The organism is Tunturiibacter lichenicola (assembly GCF_051013355.1).
Taxonomy (GTDB): domain Bacteria; phylum Acidobacteriota; class Terriglobia; order Terriglobales; family Acidobacteriaceae; genus Edaphobacter; species Edaphobacter lichenicola_F.
The window spans coordinates 1,087,539-1,113,039 of record NZ_CP132944.1; the positions used below are offsets into that span (position 1 = coordinate 1,087,539).

The 25,501-nt window shown below is 56.5% G+C and carries 20 protein-coding genes; 10 read left to right on the top strand and 10 right to left on the bottom strand.

What is annotated here, in order from left to right; translation table 11 throughout:
* The first annotated feature begins 202 nt into the window (after nt 1-202).
* The 5 genes from RBB82_RS04670 to sseA all read left to right on the top strand — a co-directional run bounded on the left by RBB82_RS04670 (nt 203) and on the right by sseA (nt 4,531).
* A complete protein-coding gene (locus RBB82_RS04670; protein ID WP_433973958.1) occupies nt 203-562 on the top strand; it encodes a DUF4260 domain-containing protein in 360 nt (119 codons plus the stop codon).
* A 216-nt stretch (nt 563-778) separates the two neighbouring features.
* A complete protein-coding gene (lptE, locus tag RBB82_RS04675; protein WP_433973959.1) occupies nt 779-1,288 on the top strand; it encodes an LPS assembly lipoprotein LptE in 510 nt (169 codons plus the stop codon).
* Nucleotides 1,288-2,670, top strand: coding sequence for a DNA polymerase III subunit delta (gene holA / locus RBB82_RS04680; protein WP_433973960.1), 1,383 nt, complete (start codon nt 1,288-1,290; stop codon nt 2,668-2,670). The genes lptE and holA overlap by 1 nt, the downstream gene beginning before the upstream one ends.
* Nucleotides 2,671-3,681: a hypothetical protein gene (locus tag RBB82_RS04685; protein ID WP_433973962.1), complete on the top strand. Its 1,011-nt coding sequence runs from the start codon at nt 2,671-2,673 to the stop codon at nt 3,679-3,681.
* A gap of 10 nt (nt 3,682-3,691) precedes the next feature.
* Nucleotides 3,692-4,531, top strand: coding sequence for a 3-mercaptopyruvate sulfurtransferase (gene sseA, locus RBB82_RS04690; RefSeq protein ID WP_433973963.1), 840 nt, complete (start codon nt 3,692-3,694; stop codon nt 4,529-4,531).
* Nucleotides 4,532-4,605: 74 nt separating this feature from the next.
* Here sseA and RBB82_RS04695 read toward each other — a convergent pair whose 3' ends face one another.
* The gene (locus RBB82_RS04695; protein ID WP_433973964.1) at nt 4,606-5,073 is read right to left on the bottom strand and encodes a DsrE family protein; all 468 of its coding nucleotides are present in this window, start codon (nt 5,071-5,073) and stop codon (nt 4,606-4,608) included.
* A 114-nt stretch (nt 5,074-5,187) separates the two neighbouring features.
* Between RBB82_RS04695 and RBB82_RS04700 the strand changes: the two genes are divergently transcribed.
* A complete protein-coding gene (locus RBB82_RS04700) occupies nt 5,188-6,087 on the top strand; it encodes an Fpg/Nei family DNA glycosylase (RefSeq protein ID WP_433973965.1) in 900 nt (299 codons plus the stop codon).
* A gap of 1 nt (nt 6,088) precedes the next feature.
* On the opposite strand, the gene RBB82_RS04705 is transcribed toward RBB82_RS04700, so the two are convergent.
* Nucleotides 6,089-7,132, bottom strand: coding sequence for a DUF2235 domain-containing protein (locus RBB82_RS04705; RefSeq protein WP_433973966.1), 1,044 nt, complete (start codon nt 7,130-7,132; stop codon nt 6,089-6,091).
* A 288-nt stretch (nt 7,133-7,420) separates the two neighbouring features.
* On the opposite strand from RBB82_RS04705, the gene RBB82_RS04710 reads away from it, so the two are divergent.
* Together RBB82_RS04710 and RBB82_RS04715 are read left to right on the top strand one after the other, a co-directional pair.
* Nucleotides 7,421-8,086 carry a transposase gene (locus RBB82_RS04710; protein WP_433973967.1) on the top strand — a complete coding sequence of 222 codons (666 nt, stop codon included), beginning with the start codon at nt 7,421-7,423 and terminating at the stop codon, nt 8,084-8,086.
* A 67-nt stretch (nt 8,087-8,153) separates the two neighbouring features.
* The gene (locus tag RBB82_RS04715; protein WP_433973968.1) at nt 8,154-9,200 is read left to right on the top strand and encodes an AI-2E family transporter; all 1,047 of its coding nucleotides are present in this window, start codon (nt 8,154-8,156) and stop codon (nt 9,198-9,200) included.
* Nucleotides 9,201-10,022: 822 nt separating this feature from the next.
* Here the strand turns inward: RBB82_RS04715 and RBB82_RS04720 are convergent.
* From RBB82_RS04720 to RBB82_RS04735, 4 genes are all read right to left on the bottom strand, one after another.
* Nucleotides 10,023-12,353 (bottom strand): Tex family protein, encoded by a 2,331-nt coding sequence (locus tag RBB82_RS04720; RefSeq protein WP_433973969.1) that lies wholly within the window; start codon nt 12,351-12,353, stop codon nt 10,023-10,025.
* 55 nt (nt 12,354-12,408) lie between these two features.
* Nucleotides 12,409-15,243: a DNA polymerase I gene (gene polA / locus RBB82_RS04725; RefSeq protein ID WP_433973970.1), complete on the bottom strand. Its 2,835-nt coding sequence runs from the start codon at nt 15,241-15,243 to the stop codon at nt 12,409-12,411.
* A 278-nt stretch (nt 15,244-15,521) separates the two neighbouring features.
* Entirely contained in the window at nt 15,522-16,616 is a 1,095-nt protein-coding gene (queA, locus tag RBB82_RS04730) for a tRNA preQ1(34) S-adenosylmethionine ribosyltransferase-isomerase QueA (RefSeq protein ID WP_433973971.1), read from the bottom strand.
* A 100-nt stretch (nt 16,617-16,716) separates the two neighbouring features.
* Complete coding sequence (locus RBB82_RS04735; protein WP_433973972.1) at nt 16,717-17,361, bottom strand: lysophospholipid acyltransferase family protein; 645 nt, start codon at nt 17,359-17,361, stop codon at nt 16,717-16,719.
* Between the two features lie 113 nt (nt 17,362-17,474).
* Between RBB82_RS04735 and RBB82_RS04740 the strand changes: the two genes are divergently transcribed.
* Entirely contained in the window at nt 17,475-19,007 is a 1,533-nt protein-coding gene (locus RBB82_RS04740) for a porin (RefSeq protein ID WP_433973973.1), read from the top strand.
* Between the two features lie 4 nt (nt 19,008-19,011).
* Here the strand turns inward: RBB82_RS04740 and RBB82_RS04745 are convergent, their stop codons facing one another.
* The 3 genes from RBB82_RS04745 to RBB82_RS04755 are packed head-to-tail and all read right to left on the bottom strand — an operon-like array spanning nt 19,012 to nt 22,470.
* Complete coding sequence (locus RBB82_RS04745; protein WP_433973974.1) at nt 19,012-20,256, bottom strand: ABC transporter permease; 1,245 nt, start codon at nt 20,254-20,256, stop codon at nt 19,012-19,014.
* A complete protein-coding gene (locus tag RBB82_RS04750; protein ID WP_433973975.1) occupies nt 20,249-21,178 on the bottom strand; it encodes an ABC transporter ATP-binding protein in 930 nt (309 codons plus the stop codon). Before RBB82_RS04750 ends, RBB82_RS04745 begins: the two co-directional genes overlap by 8 nt.
* A gap of 59 nt (nt 21,179-21,237) precedes the next feature.
* Nucleotides 21,238-22,470, bottom strand: a complete 1,233-nt coding sequence (locus tag RBB82_RS04755; RefSeq protein WP_433973976.1) for an MFS transporter — start codon at nt 22,468-22,470, stop codon at nt 21,238-21,240.
* A 92-nt stretch (nt 22,471-22,562) separates the two neighbouring features.
* Here RBB82_RS04755 and recG point away from each other — a divergent pair, with 92 nt between their 5' ends.
* Entirely contained in the window at nt 22,563-24,965 is a 2,403-nt protein-coding gene (gene recG, locus RBB82_RS04760) for an ATP-dependent DNA helicase RecG (protein ID WP_433973977.1), read from the top strand.
* Between the two features lie 52 nt (nt 24,966-25,017).
* Here the strand turns inward: recG and RBB82_RS04765 are convergent, their stop codons facing one another.
* Nucleotides 25,018-25,467 (bottom strand): response regulator, encoded by a 450-nt coding sequence (locus tag RBB82_RS04765; RefSeq protein ID WP_433973978.1) that lies wholly within the window; start codon nt 25,465-25,467, stop codon nt 25,018-25,020.
* Nucleotides 25,468-25,501: the final 34 nt, after the last annotated feature.

Sequence of the window (25,501 nt, forward strand, 5' to 3'; positions counted from 1 at the left end):
TACGATGCAATTCCCGCACCCCACGTCTGAAGCGCAAAAAACACAACACAAACACTCATCTCCCTCACCCAAATGGCGCCGAAGGCGCGTCAGCCTCGATGGCAGATCGCGCCGTGCGCGCAGCACGCCGTTGCCTTTGTCTTGCCTTGCAATTCTTTGAGTTGTCGAAGAACCTTCACCACCAATCCCGTATAACAAACTCATGCTGATCCGCCCCGCCATCCTTCTCCGCGCCGAAGAAGCCGTCATCCTCACCCTCACCATCTTCGCCTACCAGCACCTCCACTACAGCTGGCTCCTCTTCGCGCTCCTGTTCTTCACGCCCGACCTCTTCATGCTCGGCTACCTCATCAACACCCGCATCGGCGCCGCAACCTACAACTTCGCCCACACCCTCACCCTCGCTCTGTCCCTCCTGCTCCTCAGTTACACCGAGCACTGGCATCAAGCCACCGCCTTCGCCCTCATCTGGGTCGCCCACATCGCCTTCGACCGCCTCCTCGGCTACGGCCTCAAGTACCCCACCTCCTTCAAGGAAACGCACCTGCGGCTGGTCGCCTGAAAATAAATCTCGAAAACCTGTCACATTCTTCCGCACCGAAAAACCACCATCCAAAACACCACGACCACCACGCATCCCACCACAAATTCACCACCAAAACACCACATCTAACACCCGCATATTCCCAAAACCCTCAGCAAATTCACACCTTTCCCACCCCAAATTAATCCCACCCAAAAATCCACCCAAACGCCAATGCGACAATAGAAAAGACGCATGCGCCTCCTCACTCCGATCCTTCTCCTCGCGCTCACCGGCTGTGGCTACCACCAGGCCGGCTCCGCCAGCCACATCCCCGCCGACGTCCGCACCCTCTCCGTACCCATCTTCACCACCAACGCCCAGGCCTTCCACACCGAGATGGCCTTCACCGAAGCCACTATCAAAGAGCTCAACACCCGCACCAAATACCACGTCCTCAACGCCGACTCCGACTCCGCCGACGCCACCCTTCATGGCATCATCCTCTCCCAGACCGTCGCCCCCCTCACCTACGACGCCAACACCGGCCAATCCTCCAGCTACCTCATCACCATCACCGCCAAAGCCGTCCTCACCGCCCACGACGGCCAAGTCCTCTACCGCAACGACTCCTTCGTCTACCACGAACAGTACCAGTCCACCCAGGACCTCAGCGGCTTCATCCAGGAAGATAACCACGCCGTCAACCGCGTCGCAAAAGAGTTCGCCCAGGCCCTCGTAAGCGATATGCTGGAGTCCTTCTAATGGTCTCTCTCAAGTCCTTCGCCAGCGTCGATCGCTTTGTCGCAGAGATCGCCTCCCCAGCCACCCTCCGACCCGCCTACGTCCTCCTCGGCGACGAGGTCTTCCTCTACGACCGCTGCCGCAAAGCCGTCCTCGCCACCCTCGCTCCCGAAGACACCCGCGACTTCTGCCTCCAGGATCTCGACCTCGCCGACACCAGCATCTTCGACATCCTCGACCGCGCCCAGACCCCATCCCTCATGGCGCCCTTCCAGGTCCTCTTCGTTCGCAACCTCAAAACCCTCTACGGCCGCGGCAGCAAAAAAGAAGAATTCGCCGCCATCGACGCGTACTTCCGCTCCCCCAACCCATCCGCCCTCATCCTCTTCGTCGCCGACCATCTCCGCATCCCCACCGACCTCCGCAAGATGGACTATCAGGACAAGGAGCGCTACGAAAAGATCCGCGAGACCCTCGGCGACTGGTGCGGCTTCGTCGAACTCGCCCGCGTCGACGAAAACGACGCCATCAAATGGGTCACCACCACCGCCGAATCCCGCAACGTAAAGTTCGACCCCGACGCCGCCCGCGAGCTGGTCGACGCCCTCGGCGCCGACATGATGCTCATCGCCAGCGAGTTCGAAAAACTCCTCCTCTACGTCTCCGCCCCGCACCTCTCCATCTCGACTTCCGGCGCCCCTACAAACGCCGCCGTCTCGCCGTCAGGCGGTCCCACAAATGTTGTCATCTCGCCGTCAGACACCGCGACAAATGCCGCTATCTCGGCTTCGGTCGCTTCCACAAATACTGTCATCTCGACCGAAGCATCGCAGTCTCACCGCGATGCGCAGTGGAGAAACCCCCGTATTTCGTCTGAAGCGCACCAGATCTCAGCAAGCCAGATCACCAAAAACCGAGTCACCCTCGGCGACGTAGAAACCATGGTCCTGGCCGCCAAACAACGCAGCCTCTACGAGCTAACCGACGCCATCAGCTCCAAAGACCGCCCCCGCGCTCTCCTCCTCCTCCACGGCCTCCTCAACGCCTCCGACGGTGGTGAAGACTCCGCGATCGGCCATCTCTACATGCTCGCCCGCACCTTCCGCCAGATGCTCATCATCTCCGAGAAAAACGTCCGCGACCCCCGAGCCATCTGGCAGGTCCTATGGCAAGGCTTCCGCATGCCGCCCTTCGCCGCCGAAGACCTCATCAAACAAGCCCGCCGCTACAAATCCCGCCGCGAACTCACCCGCGCCATCCGCCTCGTAGCCCGCGCCGACCTCGAGCTCCGCAGCTCCCCCGCCAACAAACTCCTCGTCCTCGAGCGCCTCATCCTAGACCTCTCCACCGAACCCAAACCCACCCCCTACGACCCCACCCACCAATTCGCAATGGAGTTATAGATGCGATTGAGATCTGCTCTGATAGGGCCTGCATTATTGTTCCTACCCGGCGTTCTAACTTACGCTCAGAGCGTGGCGATAGACCTCACGCCATTCGGATACAAGAAAGTGATGTCTGGGAGCTATGCGAATCCTGCGTTCGCCTCGCTTTCTTATGTGGGAGACAACACACTATTCGTAACCTTTCCAACTGACAATACCTTCATTACAACCGGACAGCCATTCGATTACACAGGCTTAGTCATAGACAAATCAGGTGTTCAGGTTGGAAAAACTCAGTTGTCTGGCTCGTATGAAGATGTGTTACAGAGACGCCTATCCGTTCAGCCCTTGTCCAAAGTTTTGGTCAAAGTCAAAGACGAGCTAAGAATCTACAATTTGGACCTCGACTCCTTCCGAAGTATCGAGTTACCTCTAAGATCGCAACTAAGAGTCGCTCCTGACCGAAAAATCGTCGTTGCGATCTCACAAGAAAGCAACAAGTCGATGGATACGATAGTTACCATCCAAGACGCTACTTCTAACGTCGATCATCTTGACTTTGATGAGCGAGCAGTTCGCGAAGGTCTATTGGCAGTGTCGAACGACGGCTCTGTCGCCCATGCTGTTTCTGGTTCAGATGGAGAACTAGCCGTGCACTCTTGGTCCTTAAAATGGCCAGCCTTTCAAATCGGCAAGTATCAGAAGCCCCTGGCGTTTACAAAATCAAACGAGTTACTAGTGAGCGCAATGGCAGCCACTCCGTTCCCTCCAACCGAACTCTATCTATGGAAGCAGGATGGCGAAGTCCACAAAGTCCGGGGAAGTAAAGCTGGCTTCTATTCCAGTGCCCAACCGTCACTTGATGGCCAGCGCGTTCTGTTGACACAAACCAATATCAATGACTTTCTTGTACTGAAGGGGGGTGGGGATTGCGGCCGGGTGCCCCATACATCGATTCTGATGTATGGGCATCGTCCGAAGGACGACCGCATTCGATCTCCAGCCCTTCCTCAGCCGCCCACAAAGTAATCTAGTCTCCATGACTCCTCCAGTCACCCCAACATGGCTGGCCGCTCGCCTCCAAAACCCTACAACAATCATCCTCGACGCCACCCTCCCACCCGTAGGCGTCACCCCCACCATCGACACCCACGCCCGCTACCTCGCCACCCACATCCCCGGCGCCATCTTCTTCGACATCGAAGCCCTCTCCGACCACGCCACCACCCTCCCCCACATGCTCCCCACACCCGAGGCCTTCTCCCAGAGCATGTCCGCCCTCGGCGTCTCCGACACCAGCACTATCGTCATCTACGAGCAGCAAGGCGTCTTCTCCGCCCCGCGAGCTTGGTGGATGCTCCGAACCTTCGGCGCCCAAAACGTCTACATCCTCGACGGCGGCCTCCGCGCATGGACCGAAGCCAACCTCCCCACCGAATCCGGCCCCCTCCATCACGCCCCCGCCGGCTTCCACGCCAAATTCAACCGCAACGCCATAGCAAACCTCACCCAACTCAGAGATCGCCTCGCCCAACACCAGCAGATCCTCGACGCCCGATCCGCCCCCCGCTTCAACGGCACCGCACCCGAGCCTCGTCCCGGCCTAAGCTCCGGCCACATGCCCGGCGCCACTAACATTCCCTTCACCGAACTAGCCGAAGACGGCCACCTAAAATCCGCCGACAACCTCCGCGAATACTTCGCCACCAAAAACGTCGACCTACACCAGCCAATCACCACCACCTGCGGCTCCGGCGTAACCGCAGCCGTCATCGCCCTGAGCCTGGAGATCGCCGGCGCAAAAGACATAACCCTCTACGACGGTTCCTGGGCCGAGTACGCCCAACACCCCGACTCCGTCATCGAAAAAACCAGCTAGCCCAGCTTGAGCGTCCTAAAAACTGGGTGCCCCATATCTCGATTCTGAGATGTGGGCATCGTGCGAAGCACGACCTACTCAGTGATCACCCGATCGGCCCATTCCACCAGCGAAACGAATATCGTCGGGTTCCCAAACTTAGCCCCATAGTTGCTCAAGTCCGCCTCTGTCACACCCCGTGCGCGAGAACAAGTACCGCAAGCGTAGATCTGAATATGCCTCGCAGCGAGCTTATCCAGCGTCTCCCCCACTGGAGGCCATCCAACGGGCGTGACTGCATTGGCCAGCGTCTTCCGCATCAATCCAACCGCCTCTCCCAGCAGAAAGAACTGCACCTCATGCCCGGCCTCCGCCAGCGCAAGCCCATGCAGAAAAGGAAATCCTGCCTTGGTAGGATCATCCGAGCCCCACGCGCTCTTCATCATGATCTTCAGCGGCTTGCGCGCCGCCTGCCCTTGAGCATCCCGGACAAAACCACCAGCCATAACAAGAGGCGCAGCCACGAACTGCGCAAGCCTCGACAGAAACAATCTACGTATCATGAGCTCTCTCCTTAGTGGAAGAATCTTATCCCCAATCCACGCTTCACGGATAACAAGCTATAAAGCATTCTCGCGCCCCAACCACCGGAGAACATATATCATCTCTCCAACCCAATGCCGGAACTACCCGACATCACGGCCTACCTCTCCGCCCTAACCCCACGCATAGTAGGCCAACCGCTAACCCAACTCCGCATAGCAAGCCCATTCCTCCTCCGCACCGTCCAGCCCCGCATCGAAGACACCGAAAACCACACCATCCGCGCCCTCCACCGCATCGGCAAACGCATCGTCTTCGAATTCGACAACGGCTTCTGGCTCGTCCTTCATCTCATGATCGCTGGCCGCCTCCACTGGCGTCCTCTCGGCGCAAAGCTCGGCGGCCGCAACAACCTCGCCGCCTTCGACTTCCCCAACGGCTCCCTCATCCTCACTGAAGCCGGCTCCAAGCGCCGCGCCTCTCTCCATCTCTTCGCCAACGAAGCCGCCGCAAAAGAGATCGACCCCGGCGGCATAGAAGTCCTCACCACAAACCTCGAAGCCTTCCGCGCCGCTCTCACCGCCGAAAACCGCACTCTCAAGCGCGCCCTCACCGACCCGCGCATCCTCTCCGGCATCGGCAACGCCTACTCCGACGAGATCCTCCACGCCGCCCAGCTCTCCCCAATTCTCCAAACCCACAAACTCACCGAAGAGCAATGGCAGCGCCTCCACACCGCCACCCGTGACACACTTAATCTCTGGATCACTCGCCTCAACGCCGAAGCCGCCGAAGCCTTCCCAGAAAAAGTCACAGCCTTCCGCAAAGACATGGCCGTCCACGGCCGCTATCTCCAACCATGCCCCGTTTGCAGCCAGCCCATCCAGCGCATCCGTTACGCCGACAACGAGACCAACTACTGCGCCCAGTGCCAGACCGGCGGCAAAGTCCTCGCCGACCGCAGCCTCTCACGCCTCCTCGGCAAAGACTGGCCCCGCACCCTCGACGAACTCGAAGCCCTGAAAAAACGTTAGCTCAAAGAACATCCTCCACCCCATACCCTTGCAGCACACGCCCCTTCAAGCTCAAATTCTCCGGAGCGTACTCGCCCAACCCCGCCAACCGGAGCTGCACCGTATTCGCCATCACCGCATTCACTGGAATCGTCCTGTGCTTCGGCAACCCCCACGGAATCACCTTCCACTCATCGTGTGGCTGTCCCAGCGGATCTGCCACCGCCGGCGCCAGATACTGTTTCATCGCCGCGCCGCCAAACGTCAGTCCACACGCCATCGCCTTCTTCATCATCCATCGCATCGTAATGTCCGACAACTCCGACTCCTCATAGCTTCCTCCCACATCGCAGTGCACCCCAGGAAACCAAACCTGCGTCACCTGATCGTCATTCGCGCGCGGGCTGCCATCGTCATTGCTCCACAGCGTCGGCATAAACTGTGCCCTCCGCTCATCGATGCAGACCGCGTGATACGCCTTCTGCACTCCCGCATGCAACGTCGTGTCCAAAAACCCGTACTGCTTCTGGTCAAACAAGCTGAACAACAACCCCGGAACCCCCAGCGACCCCACCGTATCCCAAACCCCGATCATCTTCACCGAGACATCCGACAATCCATACTGTGCCGTCAACGCCGCCTTCATCGTCGCTCTCTGCGCCGCATCCGTCTGCCGATACGCCGCAAAGATCTTCCTCACCATCTCGTTATCGAAGTTCTTCGTCGGCACACCAAACTTCGCAATCATTCCACCCAGACTTCGCGCCGTGTACGCTCCACGGCTAAATCCAAACAGGTAGATATCGTCACCCGGATCCCACACATACGCCAGGTACTCGTAGTTATCCTGAATCTTCTGAAACAGTCCCTGCCCCATCGCGCCGCCCGTAAGGTGATCGATCGGCGTGCCGTCGGTTCCCACGCCGCTATCGTAGTAGCGCAACTGGTCCGGCGTATCCGCCAACGCGCAAAACATCTTACGCACATTGGTATCAATCACCGCAGCATCGACGCCATGCGCCGTGTTCCATGTCCCATCCGCACACAACACCACTCTCTTACCCATACCGACTCCTCCTCACATCTTCAAGCTGTCAAATCGTGGTCCATCAAATCGATCGAGAGACTCGCGGAATCGATTCTAGAACCACAGCATCAATTCCGCATGTCACACGCACCATCGATCGCTACAAATAATTCCGAGGCCCGGAGACACGGGTGATGATCGGGGGACACGGGTGGAGAGCCGGCACAGGGTGAAGATTCGAAGAGATGGGCGGCCCATCCTTTGCAGTCTCACCGCAAAGTGTGGGTTATCGAGCGAAGCTCGACCGCTCTCCTCTAAACTCGCACTATGCCAAAGGGCCTTATCCGCCACCAACACACCGGAGACCTCCACTTCATCACCATCAGCTGCTACCGTCACACCCACGTACTCGAAACACCAGCCGCCCGCGACACCCTACAGCGAATCTTAGAAGAAACCCGCCAGAAGTACCTCTTCCACGTATTAGGCTACGTCTTCCTCTCAAATCACATCCACCTTCTAGTCACCGAGCCCGAGACAGCAAACCTATCCACAGCCACCCAGGTCCTCAAACAACGTTTCTCACGCATAAGATCAGAAGAATTGGTCTGGGACCCCGATACCACGACTTCAACGTCTTCACCGACGCAAAGCGAATTGAAAAGCTTCGTTACATGCACCGCAACCCTATCAAAGCTGGCCTGGTCGAACTACCGGAACAATGGCGTTGGAGCAGTTACCGCGCGTACGCCACTCAAGAAAACCACCCAATCCAAATCACAACCCAACGCCCGTAAAACGCCGGGTGCCCCATATCTCGACTCTGAGATGTGGGGCATCGAGCGAAGCTCGACCGCTCTCCTCCAATCTCGCACGACGCCAAAAGGCCTCAGCACCAGTAAAACGCCAAATATGCTTTTACCTGGAGGAACTCTACCGCGACCACTTAGAATGAAAACTCTGCCGACCGATACACCGCGCAAAGTTCGATGAAGCGGAGAAGCACCGCAACTTCTTGCTCCACCTCACAGAACCGTAATCGCACCACGGAGCCAAACAGATGACCACAAGCCGAGAAGACATACCCTGGAGGCAGATCACACTCTTCCTCCTCACCCTCGGCATCCTGGTACTCTGTGCCCTCGTCCTTCAACCCTTCTTCACCGCCATCGTCGGAGCCATCGTCCTGGCCGTCGTCACGAAGCATCCCTACGACTGGCTCACCACAAAGATAAAAAACCGCTCTACCTGCGCCGCAGTCGCGCTCATCCTCGTCATCCTCGCCGTCATCGTCCCCATGTTCTTCCTCGCGCACGATCTTAGCGAGCAGACCTTCAAAGCAATCGCCTCCCTCCGCAGTAACGCCAGCCAAAACCCCATCGCCGACTTCATCGCCAATCGCCCTGCCCTCGCCTCGCGCCTCGAGACATTCACCGACTCCATCGATGCCAACAGCGCTGCCCGTTCCACCGGCGCCTTTCTCGCAGGAAAGTTCAGCTCCCTCCTCGGCAACTCCATCCGCGTCATCACCCAGCTCGTCGTCATGCTCTTCCTGCTCTTCTTCCTCTTTCGCGACCGAGCCCTCGCCATCACCTCATTGCACACTCTTCTCCCACTACGCGAAGATGAGACCCACGAACTCCTCGAGCGCGTCGGCGACACCATCCTTGCCACTGCCCTTGGTCGCCTCACCATCGCCGCAGTTCAAGGCCTCCTCGCTGGCCTCGCCTTCTGGGTACTCGGAGTTCCCGGCGTTATCCTCTGGGCTTTCACGCTGATGGCCTTCGCTATGATCCCCGCCTTCGGAGCCTTCCTCGTCTGGGGACCCATCGCCATCTACCTGGGCTTCAACGGCCACTGGGGCAAGGCCGCACTCCTCGCCATCTGGGGCGGCCTCATCGTCAGCACCATCGACAACATCCTCTACCCCATCCTCATCGGCGGACACCTGCGCGCTCACACCGCGACCATCCTGCTCTCCATCCTCGGAGGCATCGCCGTCTTCGGCCCCATCGGCATCATCCTCGGCCCCGTCCTCTTTACCATCGCCACGGCCCTCCTCGACATCTGGCACGCCCGCACCAACCAAATCGCAACACACCCCTAGCCTGCACCCCTCAGAGGACGGCAGAGACAGCGAGTCCGTCATAGCCCCAGCAAGCTTCCCATTAACAGCAGAGAACCTTCCGTTCGAGGCAGAAGGCTTCGGTTAGCGGCAGCAAGAAAACTTGTCATTCTGAACGCAGTGAAGAACCCCCGCATTTGCATTTGCTGTTGTTGTTGTTGTTGTTGTTGCCCCTCTAGTTGTCATCCCCGCAGGGGATCTGCTTTTGCTGTTGTCGTTGCTCGTTCTTTTGTTGTCATCCCGTAGGGATCCGCTCTTGTCGCTGCTGTTGTCGTTGCTCGTCCTTTTGTTGTCATCCCGTAGGGATCCGCTCTTGTCGCTGCTGTTGTCGTTGCTCGTCCTTTTGTTGTCATCCCGTAGGGATCTGCTGTTGTCGTTGCTGTTGTCGTTGCTCGTTCTTTTGTTGTCATCCCGTAGGGATCTGCTGTTGCCTTTGCTGTTGCCCTGATGCCGCAACAACGCAAACGAAAAAAGCATCCCCGTTCAGAATTTCCTTCAAATTCCCCACAAAACCGCATGTCAAGCCCCGAAACCTCCAAAACCCGCGCCAACAAAGGAGATTCGCATGGCGTATGAGTTCCATCCGATCAGCTAAACTAATAAAAGAGTAAGAAAAGAAGCCCCGCAGAGAGCGGGGCTTCCTTATTTAAACCAGAAAATCGGAGCAACCCGTTTGGAATGACATATTTGCCGCTAACCCCTTTATTTACTCATTTTTGCGAGGAGCTAAATCAGCAAATTATTGCAAATAAACAGCTTAGCCAATACCACCCCAGGGGGCCCTACGTGTTGCACGGACGACGACTATCGTCCCTTCCACTTCGAAGACAGCATCGCCAGCTTGTCATCCAGGGAGACGGGAGCCTTCACCGCAACAGGTATCGACGCCTTTACCTGCACCGAAGCAGATCGCCCGGAAACCTTCGCCGCAGCCGGTGAACCCGAACCTCCTGGCCGAGCCCCACGCGGCCCCACCTCATGCAGTGCCTTGATCGAAAGCGCAATCCGCTTCGTCTTCGCATCCGCAGAGAGCACCTTCACCTTCACGATCTGCCCAGCCTTCACCGCCTCAGACGGATCCTTGATGAACTTCACCGACAGCTCGCTGATATGCACCAACCCATCCTGGTGCACCCCAATATCGACGAACGCACCAAACTTCGTCACATTCGTCACCACACCTTCGAGCACCATATCCGGCATCACATCCGAAAGCTCCCGCACACTCTCATTGAAGCTCGGCGCAACAAATTTATCCCTCGGATCGCGCCCCGGCTTCTTCAGCTCCTCCAAAATATCGTTCAGCGTAAAACTCCCCGCCGAAACCGCGCTCTTATCCACCTTCTCCAGCAACCCCGGACTCTTGATCAACTCCTCAACCGGCGCCTTCAGCGAAGCAGCAATCTGCTCCACCACCGCATACGACTCCGGATGAACCGCCGTCATATCCAGCGGATTCTCTCCATCCCGAATCCGCAGAAATCCCGCAGCCTGCTCAAACGTCTTCGCCCCAATTCCTGGCACCTTCATCAACTGAGTCCGCGAGCGAAACCGTCCATGCTCATTCCGATAACTCACGATGTTCAACGCAGTTCTTTCCGTCACGCCAGAAACATACCGCAGCAAAGTCCACGACGAAGTATTCAGGTCAACGCCAACACGATTCACGCAGCTCTCAATCACCGTCTCCAGCGACTGCTGCAGCTGCCTCTGATCCACATCATGCTGATACTGCCCAACCCCAATTGACTTCGGATCCACCTTCACCAACTCCGACAGCGGATCCTGCAATCGCCGCGCGATCGAGATCGCTCCACGCACCGTCAGATCGAGATCCGGAAACTCCTGCCGCGCCACATCCGAAGCCGAATAGATACTCGCCCCCGACTCACTCACCGTCACCGAGAAGATATTCTCCAGCCCGCGCTCCCGCAGAAACTCCCGCACAAACGCATCCGTCTCCCGCGACGCCGTACCATTCCCAATCGCAATCGCCCGCACCTGATGCTTCACCACCAGCGCCTCAAGCGTCTTCCCTGCCGCCTCCGCCGCGCCCTTCGACGTATGCAGATACAGCACATCGTTCGCCAGGAACTTCCCCGTCTCATCCACCACCGCAACCTTGCACCCGGTCCTCTGCCCCGGATCGATCCCCAACACCGAGATCGGCCCCGCCGGCGGCGCCAACAACAAATGATGCAAGTTATCCCGAAACACCTGAATCGCATCGAGATCCGACCGCTTCTTCAACTCCAGCCGCAGCTCACCCTGTATCGACGAATTCAGCAATCTCGACCAGCAATCCTCAATCGCCAACTCTAACTGAGGCGTCCAATCCCCCTGCTCCCGCAGCACTCCACGCCGCAACACACCGGTCGCACGCAGCGGCTCCAACTCAATCAAAAAATAAAGAACATTCTCGCTCTCACCCCGACGAATCGCCAGCATTCGATGCGACGGAATCGTCTTCACCGGCTCGCGATACTCATAGTACATCTTAAACTTTTCCTGCTCATCCACCGCATCCATTGCCTTACGACTTACAACCACGCCCTCGTCAAACATCAACGCACGCGCAGCCTTTCGCAGATCAGCACTCTCGCTGATCATCTCCGCAACGATGTGCCGTGCCCCCTCAAGCGCCTCCTCCACGGAAGCCACGCCCTTCTCCGCATCGACAAACCGCGGAGCCATCACACTCAGCGGCTCCTCAGCAACCTTCTGCTCCCACAGATAAAGCGCCAGCGGCTCCAGCCCCTTCTCCCGCGCAATCGTCGCCTTCGTCCTTCGCTTCGGACGATACGGCAGATACAGATCCTCCAACTCACTCTTATCGAGAGTCGCTTCAATCCGCGCCTTCAACTCATCGCTCAGCTTGCCCTGCTCCGCAATCGAAGCCAGAATCGTAGCCCGCCGCGCCGCCAGATCCCGAAAGTAAGCGACCTTCTCCTCAATGTCGCGAATCTGCACCTCATCAAGATTGCCGGTAGCCTCCTTGCGATACCGTGCAATAAAAGGCACGGTTCCTCCCTCATCCAGAAGCGTAATTACCGCTACCAGACCATGCATCGGAAGGTTAAGAGTTTGGGCGATGTGCAGCAAAATCTGTGGGGAGAGAACACTTACGTCAGTCATAGCTTGTCTACTTATGCTACTGCCAACGACTTAGGAAAACTCGCCTTCGAGTTCGCTACTTAATGTCACGCCAGTTCTCCCCAATACCAACCTCCGCAACGATAGGAACAGAGAACTCCTCAACATGCTCCATCTCCTCCTTCACGAGTTGCTGAAGCTCCTCAGCCTCCTCCGGCACAACATCGAAGAGCAGTTCGTCATGAACCTGCAGCGTCATCTGGGACTTCAACTTTCGATCACGAATAACCTGATCAATCCTGAGCATCGCAAGCTTGATCAAATCTGCAGCAGTCCCTTGCAGCGGCGTATTAACAGCGGTCCGCTCCGCAAACCCACGCATATTCGGATTGCGAGACTGAATATCTGGAATCGGACGAATGCGACCGAAATAAGTCTTAACAGACTGATCGCGACGAACAGTCTCAAGCGTCTCCTCGATAAATCGCTGCACTCCCTTATACCGATCGAAGTAAGTCTCGATATAAGTCTTTGCTGTCTTCTGATCGATGTTGAGCTGCGCGGCGAGACCAAACGGACTGATGCCGTAGACGATGCCGAAGTTCACAGCCTTAGCCCGCGCACGTGTCTGCTTATCTATCTCCTCCGGCGGCACGCCAAAGACCTCGGACGCAGTCAGTGTGTGAATATCCTTGCCGGTTCGATAGGCATCGAGCAGTAACGGATCCTGCGAAAAATGCGCCATCAGACGCAACTCAATCTGCGAATAGTCCGCCGACATCAAAACATTGCCAGGCGCGGCGATAAATGCCGCACGGATCTCTCGACCAAGCGCAGTACGAATCGGAATATTTTGCAGATTTGGATTCGTGCTGGAGAGGCGACCCGTCGCAGTGCCTACCTGATTAAACGTAGTGTGCACGCGACCCTGGGCATCGGTTAATTGTGGCAGCGAGTCCAGATAAGTAGATTTCAATTTTGACAGCTGACGATACTCCAGAACAAGCGCCGGGACAGCATGATGCTCCGCAAGCTCTTCCAGCACATCCTGCGCCGTGCTGACGACCTTGCCCTTGCCATACTTCATCGGCTTCGGAAGCAGCATCTTGTTGAACAGGACGTCGCCGAGTTGCTTGGGTGAGTTGATGTTGAAGCGATGGCCCGACTCTGTATAAATTCGCTCAGCAAGGTTGTCCATATCAACCGCTAGTCGCGTGGACATAGCGCCCAGCACGCTGGAATCAATACGAACGCCCGCCTGCTCCATGCGCAGGAGCACCGAAACGAGAGGAAGATCCATCGTCTCGTAGATGTGAGTGAGATCAGCCGACTCGATCTGATCCCGAAGTGTCTTCGACAGGCGATGCACAGCATTAGCCGCCTCGGGTAAAAGATTCGCAATCTCATCGGCCGTGGGATTCTTTGAAGGGCGAGCCAACGCTCGATCAGTGAATCGTGCAGTCACGTCCGGCAAAATATGAGACCCGTGTGTCGGGTTAACCAGATAGCTGTAAAGCATCACATCGTCACGTACGCCCCGCAGAGTGACACCATGCGGCTCAAGCGCACGAAGTACTGCCTTGAGATCATGCACTTGCTTGGGAAGAGTTGAATCTTCAAGCGCCTCGCGAAGGCCAGAAGAGTCAAGGGGAACAACCATGGCCGTCTTGTCAGACGTAGTCAGCCCGATCTGGAGGACAGTTGGAACCGATGGGGCACGAGAGGCAGGGATGACAGGCTCGGGGGCTCCAAAGAGCGACATCGACTCCGACGAAGCAGGTTCCGGCTCAGCCTCTTCTTCCGAGGTATCCGCGCTGACCTCCTCGGCGAGCGCTCGCGCATCTTCAAAGACAGCCAGAGTAAGACCTTTGATCGCACCATTAGCATCGACAACTCGAGCGTCATCCAACAGTTCCGCTATCTGTTCCTGCTTCGGTGACAAATTATATGCAATAGGTGTGTTATCAACGGAGGGCGCTAGTTCTTTGAGAAGAGTCGTAAATTCAAGCTCAGAAAACAGTTCGCGACATGCCGCATTGTCAGGCGGCTGAGTGAGCATGTCATCAAGCCTGTACTCGATTGGAACGCTGGTATGAATGGTTACAAGCTCTTTCGACAAGATGATGTTCTCGCGATTGTTCTGTAACGATTCGCGATACGTTTTACGCTTTACCTCGTCGGCACGGTCAAGAGCAGCCTCAACTGTGCCGAACTGTTGAATAAGCTCAATCGAACCCTTATCACCGATGCCGGGAGCGCCAGGAATATTGTCGATGGAGTCGCCACGCAGAGCCATCACATCAATCACGCGTTCCGGAGGCACGCCAAGACTAGCCTCCACACCCGCACGATCAAGAATAAGATTGTCCTTGGTCGGATTCAGGATCACAACATCATCATTGACGAGCTGCATCATGTCCTTATCGGAAGACACAACATAAACCTTGTGCCCTAGGGCGCTCAGTTTGCAGCTCAGAGTACCGATGACATCGTCGGCCTCAAACCCCTCATAACTGAGTATCGGAATGCGAAACGCCTCCAATGCGCGTCGAATAAAAGGCAGTTGCTGTGTAAGGTCCGCCGGCATCTCGGTCCGGTTCGCCTTGTAACCGAGGTAGTCGATCTCCTCAAACTGCTGCGTCTTGATGTTGAACTTCTTCACAGCCTTCATCTCACGAGCACGCTCATCGCGAAAGACAGGACCGGACAGGTCGTAAACGGCAGCGAGGTAGTGGGGCGAGAAGTCCTTCCGAAGCTTGTTGATCATGTTCACGAAAACATAGGTCGCCGCCGTCGGAATGCCGGTTCGAGTCGACATCGGCCGCTGACGCTGCATCGCGTGGTATGCGCGAAAGATAAAGGCCATGCTGTCCAGCAGGTAAATTGGGGGCTTCTGCTCGGAAGATGTATTCGGGTCAGGTGTCTTTGCCATGCTGTTTGATGGTAGCGCGTCAGGTCTTAGTCGTGGCAGACCGGGATGGGACGATACGCCCAACCTCAAAAATAAATTTGAAAACGGTGCACATTTTTGGCCCATCCAAAATGACGTTTTTATGAACCACATTCACCATGCAATTCACCACGTTTTGCCACGCAAAATACCACGTTAAGCACACGTCTTCTTCAAAAAAACCCCTGAAAAACGCCCATCGAAGACCGAAAGCCAGCCCAAAAATTTCCCAGCTAAATGAACCTTCAAATTAGCGCAAATCAGAGAAGCAGCATGCAGTCGCCATAACTGAAAAAACGATATTTCTGCTCAACAGCATGTGCATAAGCGGCAAGTACCGCTTCCCGACCCTTCTCGCTCCCAGCAAATGCGCTGACCAGCATAAGCAAAGTAGATTGAGGCAGATGGAAGTTAGTCAGAAGACCACTGACAACCCTGAACTGATAGCCCGGACTGATAAAAATACTGGTTTGCCCAGAATGCGGCTCAAGAGGCAATCCACTGAAAATCTGACCACAATGCTCAAGAGTGCGCGTCGTTGTAGTTCCGGCAGCAATCACGCGCCGCCCCTCGCTTTGCGCCTTATTGATAGCCTCAGCGGTGTTAGCAGGAAGGGTGTAGTGCTCTGCATGAAGGCGTATATCTTCAAGCTTCTCTGCGCGGACAGGCTGAAACGTGCCTAGGCCAACGTGGAGGGTAATGGTTTCGATCTGGATGTCGTTTTGCTGGAGTTGAGCGAGGATTTCGGGAGTAAAGTGAAGGCCCGCGGTGGGCGCAGCGGCTGACCCTACTTCATGAGAGAAGACCGTCTGATAGCGGTCGCGGTCCTCCTCGCTGTCGTCGCGGTGGATGTAGGGAGGGAGCGGCATGTGGCCTATTTTGTTGAGGATGGCATGAAATTTGGGCGAAGGATCGAAGCGCAATGTACGCTCTCCAAACTCTGAAGCGGCGATAACTTCAGCTTGAAGAAGCGGTTCGGATTCGTTGGGCGCACAGAAGAGGAGACGCTCGCCGGGCTGAATCTTGCGGCTGGGCCGGACGAGTGCAGTCCATTCGTTCGCGGCAAGTTGTTGCGTTAGCAGGACTTCGATGCGGCCAGACGGGTCGGGCGAACTTCGTTGAGTTTGCTGGCCACGCGCACGTGTGGCGTACAAGCGGGCGGGCAGAACGCGGCTGTCGTTGAGAATTAAAAGATCGCCAGATTTCAGAATTTCGGGAAGATTTCGGAAAAAATTGTCATCGTACAGACCAGTCTCCCGGTCGAGGACCAGCATGCGACTGGAGCCGCGAATCGCCGGTGGGGACTGGGCGATCAGCTCTTCGGGCAGGTCGAAATGGAAGTCGGTTACGAGCAATCTATGTCAATTTTAGTGGTCAATATCGTGGTGTTATGTGTGGTAAGCGTGGTGAGTCTGCGGTGTTTTGCACGGTTGATTTTGTACTTCGAAAAATGCGTCACGTTTTCCAACTATTTTTCTGGGTGACCGCCAACTCTACTACCCGGTCGAGCGCGGACTGGACCTTGGGTAAATCGCCTGGAACTTTACGCGACCATGCGACTGTGACCCGAGAGAAGGGCTTCGGAATGAGAAAGCGGTCCCATGAGCGCAGCTGCCAGGCACGTTCGGGAAGAACGTAGAAGGCGCCAACGGTGCTGTCGGCGAGCTTGGCGAGCTGCGTAACGCCAGGTTTGGCCACCATCGCAGGGCCTCGGGGACCGTCGGCGGTAATGGCGCAGTAGTGGCCGGCAAGATAGGCGCGGTGTAGGCCGCGCAAGCCAAGGCTGCCGTTACGAGAGCTGGAGCCCCGGACTGCGATGAAACCCAGGCGCTCGACGGTGCGCGCAATTAGTTCACCGTCGAAGCTGCGGCTGATGAGAATACTGACGCCGAGGTTGCGGAAGCGCCAGGCGCAGGCCAGCAAGGACCTGTGCCAGAAGGCATAGACCGCCGGAGGCGGGCTTTCATCCCCGGGGGCTGCACCGGGCTCGCATACGTCTTCGTACCGAAGGGTAACGCCCAGGCAGCAGATGACCATGCTCGCGATGCGCGGGACGACGGCGAGAGCGAGGCGTTGCTTCAGGGTATAGGCGGAGGCCACTTATGGAGTTTACCTGCACGATGGATCTGAAACGCATCTAGAAATAAACGTAGCCTTTACGATTAATTTACTTCGATTGTGGTTTGCTCAACTGATTTTGAGAGGTCTACTTCATGCGCTGCATAAATCGACTCAGTACTCTCGTTTTCTTCTCCGCATTGGTGGGTGGAGTTACGTTGCATGCACAAACATCAGCCTCTCCTGCCAACAGTGATGTGGAGGATCTGCGACAGACAGTTCGGGAGCTGACACTTCGCGTCAGTGCTCTCGAGGAGGAGTTGCATCAAGGAAGATCGACCACCGCTGCTTCTGCTCCGACTACGGCCGTAGCCACACTGAGGCCGATCGCGATGCCTATTCCGTCCGTTGACGTTCGAAGCAGTGTAGAGAGCGTTTCGAGCAGTAGTGTCGCGTCCGCTGCCCAGTCGGCTCCTAACACTTCTGCTGCAACCGCGGTGACGATGCCTACAGAGACGAGTGGTACTCAAAACACTCCCACAGTTTCTGCCATTCCAACTCAATTGCCGGGAGGAGCGACTTTGAACTATGCCTTCGACGGATATTACGACTACGACTTCAACCATCCGATCGGAAGGGTGCAGTATCTGCGCGCCTATGATGTGCTGAGCAATTCGTTCAGTATCAACCAAGCCGATATCATCTTCGACCTTGATCCGGACGTCGCTGCGGGCCGACGGTACGGTGTTCGACTCGATCTGCAATATGGACAGGCAACCGAGACGCTGCAAGGAAATCCTTCGAATGAGGTGCGCCCCGAGATCTACAGAAATATCTTCCAGGCCTATGGGACTTATGTCGTGCCGGTCGGCAAAGGATTAACGGTGGACTTCGGCAAATGGGCCAGTTCCCTTGGAATCGAGGGGAACTATACGAAGGACCAGGTGAACTATTCGCGCTCGTTTTTCTTCGACTATCTGCCGTTCTACCATGCAGGCGTCCGCGCCAGTTACAAGATCAACGACAAGCTAACGGCGAACTACTGGCTGGTAAATGGTACGGACCAATCGGAGCCAACTAACTCATTCAAGGATGAGCTATTCGGATTTGTAGCCCAGCCGACAAAAAATATCTCGTGGACGGTCAACTACTACTACGGTCAGGATCATCCAGACGTTGCCCCGGCGACGAATTGCCCGGCACCAGTCCAGCCGGGGCTATGCCTACAGCCAATCGATCCGGCTCCGGATGGAAGGCAACACATGTTCGATAGCTATGCGACATGGAACGTTACGCCCAAGCTGACATTTTCGCTCGAGGGTGACTATTTGATATCGCGTGAATGGACGAAGGCAGCTCCGGGCGAGTCATCGGCCCCGGGACATGTGGACGGCGGTGCTGCGTATGTGAGGTATCAATTGACGCCGAAGACCGCGTTGGGCGGACGGACGGAGTATTTCTCTGATCGGGACGGACTGTACAGTGGAACGTCGCAGGCGCTGAAAGAGTTTACTGGGACTTATGAGTACAAGTTCGGCGACGGATTTCTGTCGCGTGTGGAGTATCGCAGGGATTGGAGCAATGTTCCGTTCTTTCTGACAAACAAGCCTGGCGTATTGTCGGCGAGCCAACCAACGCTGACACTTGGTCTGGTGTGGTGGGTTGGGGGCAAACAGGGAGCGTGGTGAGAGGCTAACTGTATTTGAGCCAACGAAGAATCTCTGGCAGGTTTGGTTTTTTGCCATACATCAAAATGCCTACGCGGTAGATGCGGCTCGCGATCCAGAGGATGGCGATGATGGTGAGGCTCATCAAGACAAAGGAAAGACCAATCTGCCACGCGGGAACTGTTGTGAGAGAGATGCGAAAGTTCATCAACAGAGGGCTACAGAACGGAATGAGCGAGACGATCTGCGCGAGGGTGGAGTTGGGCGCAGGGACGATGACAAAGATCATCAGGAAACAGAAGGCGAGCGGGATGACGAGGAACATGTTGAGCTGTTGGAGTTCCTGTTCTGAGTTGGTCATAGCCCCTAGAGCAGCGGCAATGCTGGAGTAAACCAGAAAGCCGAAGATGAAGTAGGCGATAAAGAAAAATATCTGCGTAGCGCTGATGAGTGCATGGCCGCTTCCGATGAGGCTCGTTGCGAGCGACGTGGAACCAAGGGCGGCCGCAGCCAGCATCCATACGCCAACCTGCGTGATGCCTACCGCACCGACACCGAAGATCTTACCTGCGAGCATCTCGTCCGGCTTGATGGTAGAGAGCATGACCTCAAAGACGCGGCTGGTCTTTTCTTCAATGATGGAGCGTGCGGTGTTCATGCCGTAGAGCATGATGACCATGTACATGAGGAAGAAGAGCAGATAAGCAGCACCGAAGGCGGCGCGACTATCGCCTGTCTTACTGGTGTCGATTGCGACCGGCGCCATGAGTGCGTCGATGTCGGATGAGTTCATCCCCTGATGAGTGAGACCTTCCCTGGTGAGGACACTTTTAATCGCAGTGGAGAGAGTCTCTTCTGTAGTGATGTCACCAGCGGAGCGTGGTACGTAAGTAAAGACTGGCCGCGTGTTTGCCTGCGCGGGTGGCGTGACAACAAGGTAGCCCGTAAGGTCACCGGATTTGCTGTGCAGATTCTGATCAAGTCCGGTACGTATCTCGTCGCTCGTCGATGGAGAGGTTGCGGTGATGACGTCAACGGTCATACTGCTGTTCTTACCGGTTTGCAGCTCGTGTTTGAGGTCGTTCGCAAAGGTAGAGTCGGCAGAGACGATGGCGAGATGTGCAAAGGACTTAGCGCGAGAAGCGAGATAGCCACTACCAAAGACAAAGATTCCCATGAATAGCGGGATCAGAATAGTCGCGATGAGGAATGCCTTGGTGCGGATGCGTTCGAGGTACTCGCGCTTGGCGATGAGCCAGATGTTATGCATCGACTTTCTCTCCGGTCTCGATGGTAGCGTTGCTGTCGGTTACTTTTTCGATGAAGATCTCTTCAAGGGTAGGCTCCATCACTTCGAAGCGGGTGATGCGGGCGGTAGTGGCTGCAGCGGCGAGAAGAGCCTGGGCATCTGCTCCGTCGTTGAGGCGAATCTCGGCATGGCCACCGTAGTTCTTTGCGGAATGGATGGTGGGATGGTTGAGAAAACTCTCGTCGCCGGTGAAGTTGATGAGAACCCGATTGACAGGGTAACGGGATTTGATCTCGCGCATGGAGCCTGAGAGGACGAGATGACTGTTGTGAATGAGGCAGATGCTGTCGCAGATCTTTTCGACCTGATCCATTCGGTGTGTGGAGAAGAGGATCGTGCGGCCTTGTTTGCGGAGGTCGACAAGAGTGTCCATGAGTAGGACGGCGTTGACGGGATCGAGGCCGCTAAATGGCTCGTCCATGATGATGAGCTCGGGCTCGTGCAGAAGAGTGGAGATGAACTGGATCTTCTGCTGCATGCCCTTGGAAAGCTCTTCAGTTTTTTTGCCGATCGCTGGAGTGATCTCAAGGCGGTCGCACCAGGCGTGTGCACGCTTCGAAGCAGTGGTCGCGTCGAGACCGTGAAGCTGACCGAGGAAGATGAGCTGGTCCATGACCTTCATCTTTTTGTAGAGGCCGCGCTCTTCGGGGAGATAGCCAACGCGCTTTAGACTTTCGCGGGTGAAGGGCTTGCCGAAGAGGCTGACGGTGCCCGAGTCGGGAACCGTTATGCCGATCATCATGCGAATAGAGGACGTCTTGCCGGAGCCGTTGGGGCCAAGGAGGCCGAACATGCTACCGGGTTCGATGGTAAAACTGAGGTCGGCTACGGCGATCTTGGTGTCGTAGGCCTTGCGGACATGTTGCAGTTCTACGATGGACATGGGTTCTCGTGTGTTGAGTTATCTCAAGTTTAGCAGGGGTTTTCGGTGGGATCTTGGGGTCAGAGGATGGAACGTTTTTCGGCGATGCGGGCGTCGCGATGTTTGCGATCGAGTTTCGCGGAGAGGATCGAGAGAGATAGGGTGAGGAGTGTGACGATGATGCTGGCCAGCGGCAGTTGGCGATAGGTGAAGCCGGCGGTGAGCATCATGCCGCCAAGTGAGGCTCCAGTGGCGTTGCCGAAATTGAAAGCCCCCTGGTTGAGCGTGGAAGCTAGATTGGGGGCTGCGGCGGCTTGTTCGACGATGCGGGATTGCAGGGGCGCTCCTGCGGCAAACTGGACAGCCCCCCAGATGAGGATCATGATGACGGCGGGGATGGTGTATGGCTCGGCGTAGTACAGCCCAACGAGCGACGCGATGAGGGTGATGAGCGCGCCGATGAGAAAGGCCATGGGGCGCCAGTCGCTGAGTGTGCCGCCAAGCAGATTGCCGATGGTGATGCCGACTCCAAAGAGTAAAAGCGTGAGGGTGACGGCGTGGGGAGAGACCCGCGTAACCTCCAGGAGCATGGGCGCGATGTAAGTAAAGACACAGAAGAGCGAAGCAGAGGTCAGGATGCTCATCGCCAAGACGAGGAGGACTTGTGGTTTGCGAAGGACGCGGAACTCGTGGAGAAGGCCGCCCGTGCCTGCAGCCTGCGAAGGGACGAGAAAGAAGACGGCGGTGGCGGCGACAGCGCCAATGGGGACGATGGCCCAGAAGGCGGACCTCCAGCCAAATGCTTGCCCTAACGCGGTTCCGGCGGGGACGCCGAGGACATTTGCGAGAGTGAGTCCAGAGAACATCAGAGCGATGGCTTGGGCGCGCTGGTTCCGCGGGACGAGATTTGAGGCGACGACGCTCCCGATGCCGAAGAATGCCCCGTGGCAAAGAGCGGTCAGCACACGCGCTGCGAAGAGGAGGTTGTACGTTGGGGCGATCGCGCAGGCGAGATTGCCGAGAGTGAAGACACCCATCAGGAGAAGGAGTGCGAGTTTGCGCTCGAGCCGTGCGGTAGCTATAGCAACAATCGGGGCTCCGACTGTGACTGAGAGCGCGTAGCCAGTGACGAGAACCCCGGCTTTGGGAATGCTGACATGGAAGTCCGTAGCGAGGTTGGGCAGCAGGCCCATAATGATGAATTCGGAGGTGCCAATGCCAAAGGCCGCGATGGCAAGGGCCATCAGCGGTGTGTGCAGCAGGATGTTTTTGCGTTCGGCAATAACTTCGGAGCTTGCTTCAAAAGCTGCCATTTAGTTATTGCAACATATCTTTTGTCCAAAATGAAAAATTCGCCTTTCAGATGCAGAGGATGGGGGATTCAAGTTCTTGGTAGCATCGGTCTGTGCTGGAACTTTCTACACCGATCAAGTTTGTAAAGCTCGTGGGGGAGCGCGTCGCCGTTGAACTTGCCAAACGGGGCGTTGAGACCATCGAAGACCTGCTCTACCATCTTCCTTTTCGCTATGAAGATCGCTTGAATCCAGTCCCGATGAGCGCGCTGCAGGCGGGGACGATGGCGTCGGTGATCGGCGAAGTACGAGGGACGGTGCTGCTACAAACGCGCAGCATGCCGCTGTTTGAGATGACCGTGGGGCAGGGACTGAGCACGGTGAAGTGCATGTGGTTTCGCGGAACCTATCTGCGAGACAAGTTTCATGTGGGCCAAATGGTAGCGCTGTATGGAAAGCTCGAACCCTCACGAAGCAGCGCTGGCAAGTTCAAGATGATTCAACCTCAATTCGAAGTTTTACCGTCGGGCACGGGAGCAGATGCTGAGTTTTCCATGCTCGAAGTAGGGCGAATTGTGCCAGTGTATGAGTCGTTAGGGGGAACGACGGCGTGGGGTGCGAAGCTTGGGTCGAAGTGGCTCAGAAGGGTCATCTGGGCGCTATTTGAAGAGCTGGAAAAGCAGCAGCTCAGCAAGTCAGCCGATCAACAAGTTGAGGTGATTGAAACTCTGCCGGGAGCAATGCGCGCTCGGCTCCTATTTCCAGAGCGCCTGAAGGCGTTGAAGAGTGTCCATTTTCCAGAGGCGGGAACACCCATGACAGAGTTGATGTCGGCGACAACTTCAGGGCATCGGCGATTGATCTTTGAAGAGTTGTTTTATCTGGAACTGGGTTTGGAGTTGAAGCGGCGGCGCATGCGCGAGCGCGAGGGTACAGCGTTTGTAACTAATGTGAAGGTACGGGAAGCGATCAAGCAGGTTCTTCCTTTCCATCCGACATCGGCGCAGAAGCGAGTTCTGGGTGAGATCGCGAGCGACATGCGCAAACCTCAGCCGATGCGGCGGTTACTGCAGGGAGATGTGGGCTCCGGAAAGACAATCGTAGCGATGCAGGCGGCGTTGGTCGCGATCGAAAACGGATATCAGACAGCGCTCATGGCGCCTACGGAGATTCTAGCCACGCAGCATTATCTTTCGGCACGAAAGCTGCTGGGGGACGTGTTGTCGCCGCGAACAGGAAAGCCATATCGCGTGACGTTATTGACAGGGTCGCTCGACGAGGCGACAAAGCGTGAGGCGCGGGGAAGAATCTTTCGTGGCGAGACGGATCTCGCGATTGGAACCCACGCGCTGATCGAGGACAAGGTGGACTTCGACAATCTTGGCCTCGTGATCGTGGATGAGCAACATCGATTTGGAGTGCAGCAGCGATTCAAATTAATGAAGAAGCCCGGCGCTCTCGATCCCGACGTCCTGGTGATGACGGCGACTCCAATTCCAAGAACGCTGGCACTGACACTCTACGGAGATCTCGACGCAAGTGTGATTGATGAACTGCCGCCGGGGCGTACTCCGATTGTGACGCGAAGAACTACCGAGGAACGCGCGGAGGACGTGTGGGGATTTGTGCGGAAACAAGTGGAAGCAGGTAGACAGGCCTATATTGTGTATCCCGTGATTGAGGGTGCAAGAGACGATCAGCCAGAGTTGGACTTTCCTCAGGACACTGAATCGGATGAGACTGCGGCGAGCGTGAAAGCACAAGTAGATTCTCCCGCTGCTCTTAGGAACGACACTAAAAAGAAGTCTGCGGGAAAGGCAACGAAGGGTGCAAAGACCGGAGGGGCAAAGGCTAAGGGAACGAAATCCTCCGTAAGGACGGAGAAGCTATTCGAACCAAAGAAAGCGCTGCGAGCTGCGACAGACATGTACGAGGAGTTGCGTATGGGACGGCTCGCCGGACTACGCCTCGGATTGCTGCACGGTCGAATGAGCGCTGATGACAAAGAAGTGACGATGCGCCGCTTTCAACGTGGAGACATCGACGTGCTGATTGCCACAACCGTGATAGAAGTGGGCGTCGATGTACCAAATGCCTCCGTGATGGTGATTGAACATGCGGAACGATTCGGTATGGCACAGATGCATCAACTGCGCGGACGTGTTGGACGTGGCGCTGCGAAGAGCTTCTGCATCCTGATGACAGGTGGCAGGGTAAGCGACCAGGCAGAGGCTCGACTGGACGCAATGGTAAGGACACAGAATGGTTTTGAACTCGCTGAGCTTGATCTGCAGCAGCGCGGCCCCGGAGAGTTCTTTGGAACACGGCAAGCGGGACTGCCGGAGTTTCGTGTCGCGAATCTGATTCGCGATCGCGCACTGCTGGAGTTGGCCAAGGCCGAGGCGTCACGCTTTGCGTCTGAGCCCGACCCGGCCGTCTCGCGCGAAGAGAAAGATGCCGTATGGACACGGTTGAAGTTGCAGTGGCAGAGAAAGTATGGGCTGGTAGAAGCTTAAATTCCGCCAGCCTGCCATAAATACTGAGGCGACTTCTGTATGCGAAAGCTGGTCAGCTCGCCGTAGCGTGGGTGTACGTGGCGAGTTCTGCCGAATGAGAGGGCTGTGGCAGCACTGCCTTCTTGGGGCCGCGCTTACGGGCTACGAGGACGCGGATGCGCTCGATCATCTCAGCAGGAGAGCTTGCTCCCTTGGGCAAAAATACGTCGGCGTGAACGGCGCGGTCGAAGGCATTGACTGTGCCGGAGACGATCATGGCCGGTAGGCCAGGGTGGAGTTGCTTCGCGCGACGAACCAACTCGTTGCCGTCCATCTGCGACATGACGAGATCGCAGAGGATGAGATCGAGGGTGCCAGGAAGTGACCGTTCCACTACCTCCAGCGCCTCGTGCGAGGTGTGGGCAGCGATGACACGATAGCCACGGGTTTCCAGCAGGAAGGTGCGGACAGAGAGTACTTGTTCGTTGTTGTCAACGCAGAGAATCGTCTTCTTGGGGCGCATGCGGTCTCAGTTCTGCCGGAGGCCACCTTGTGGT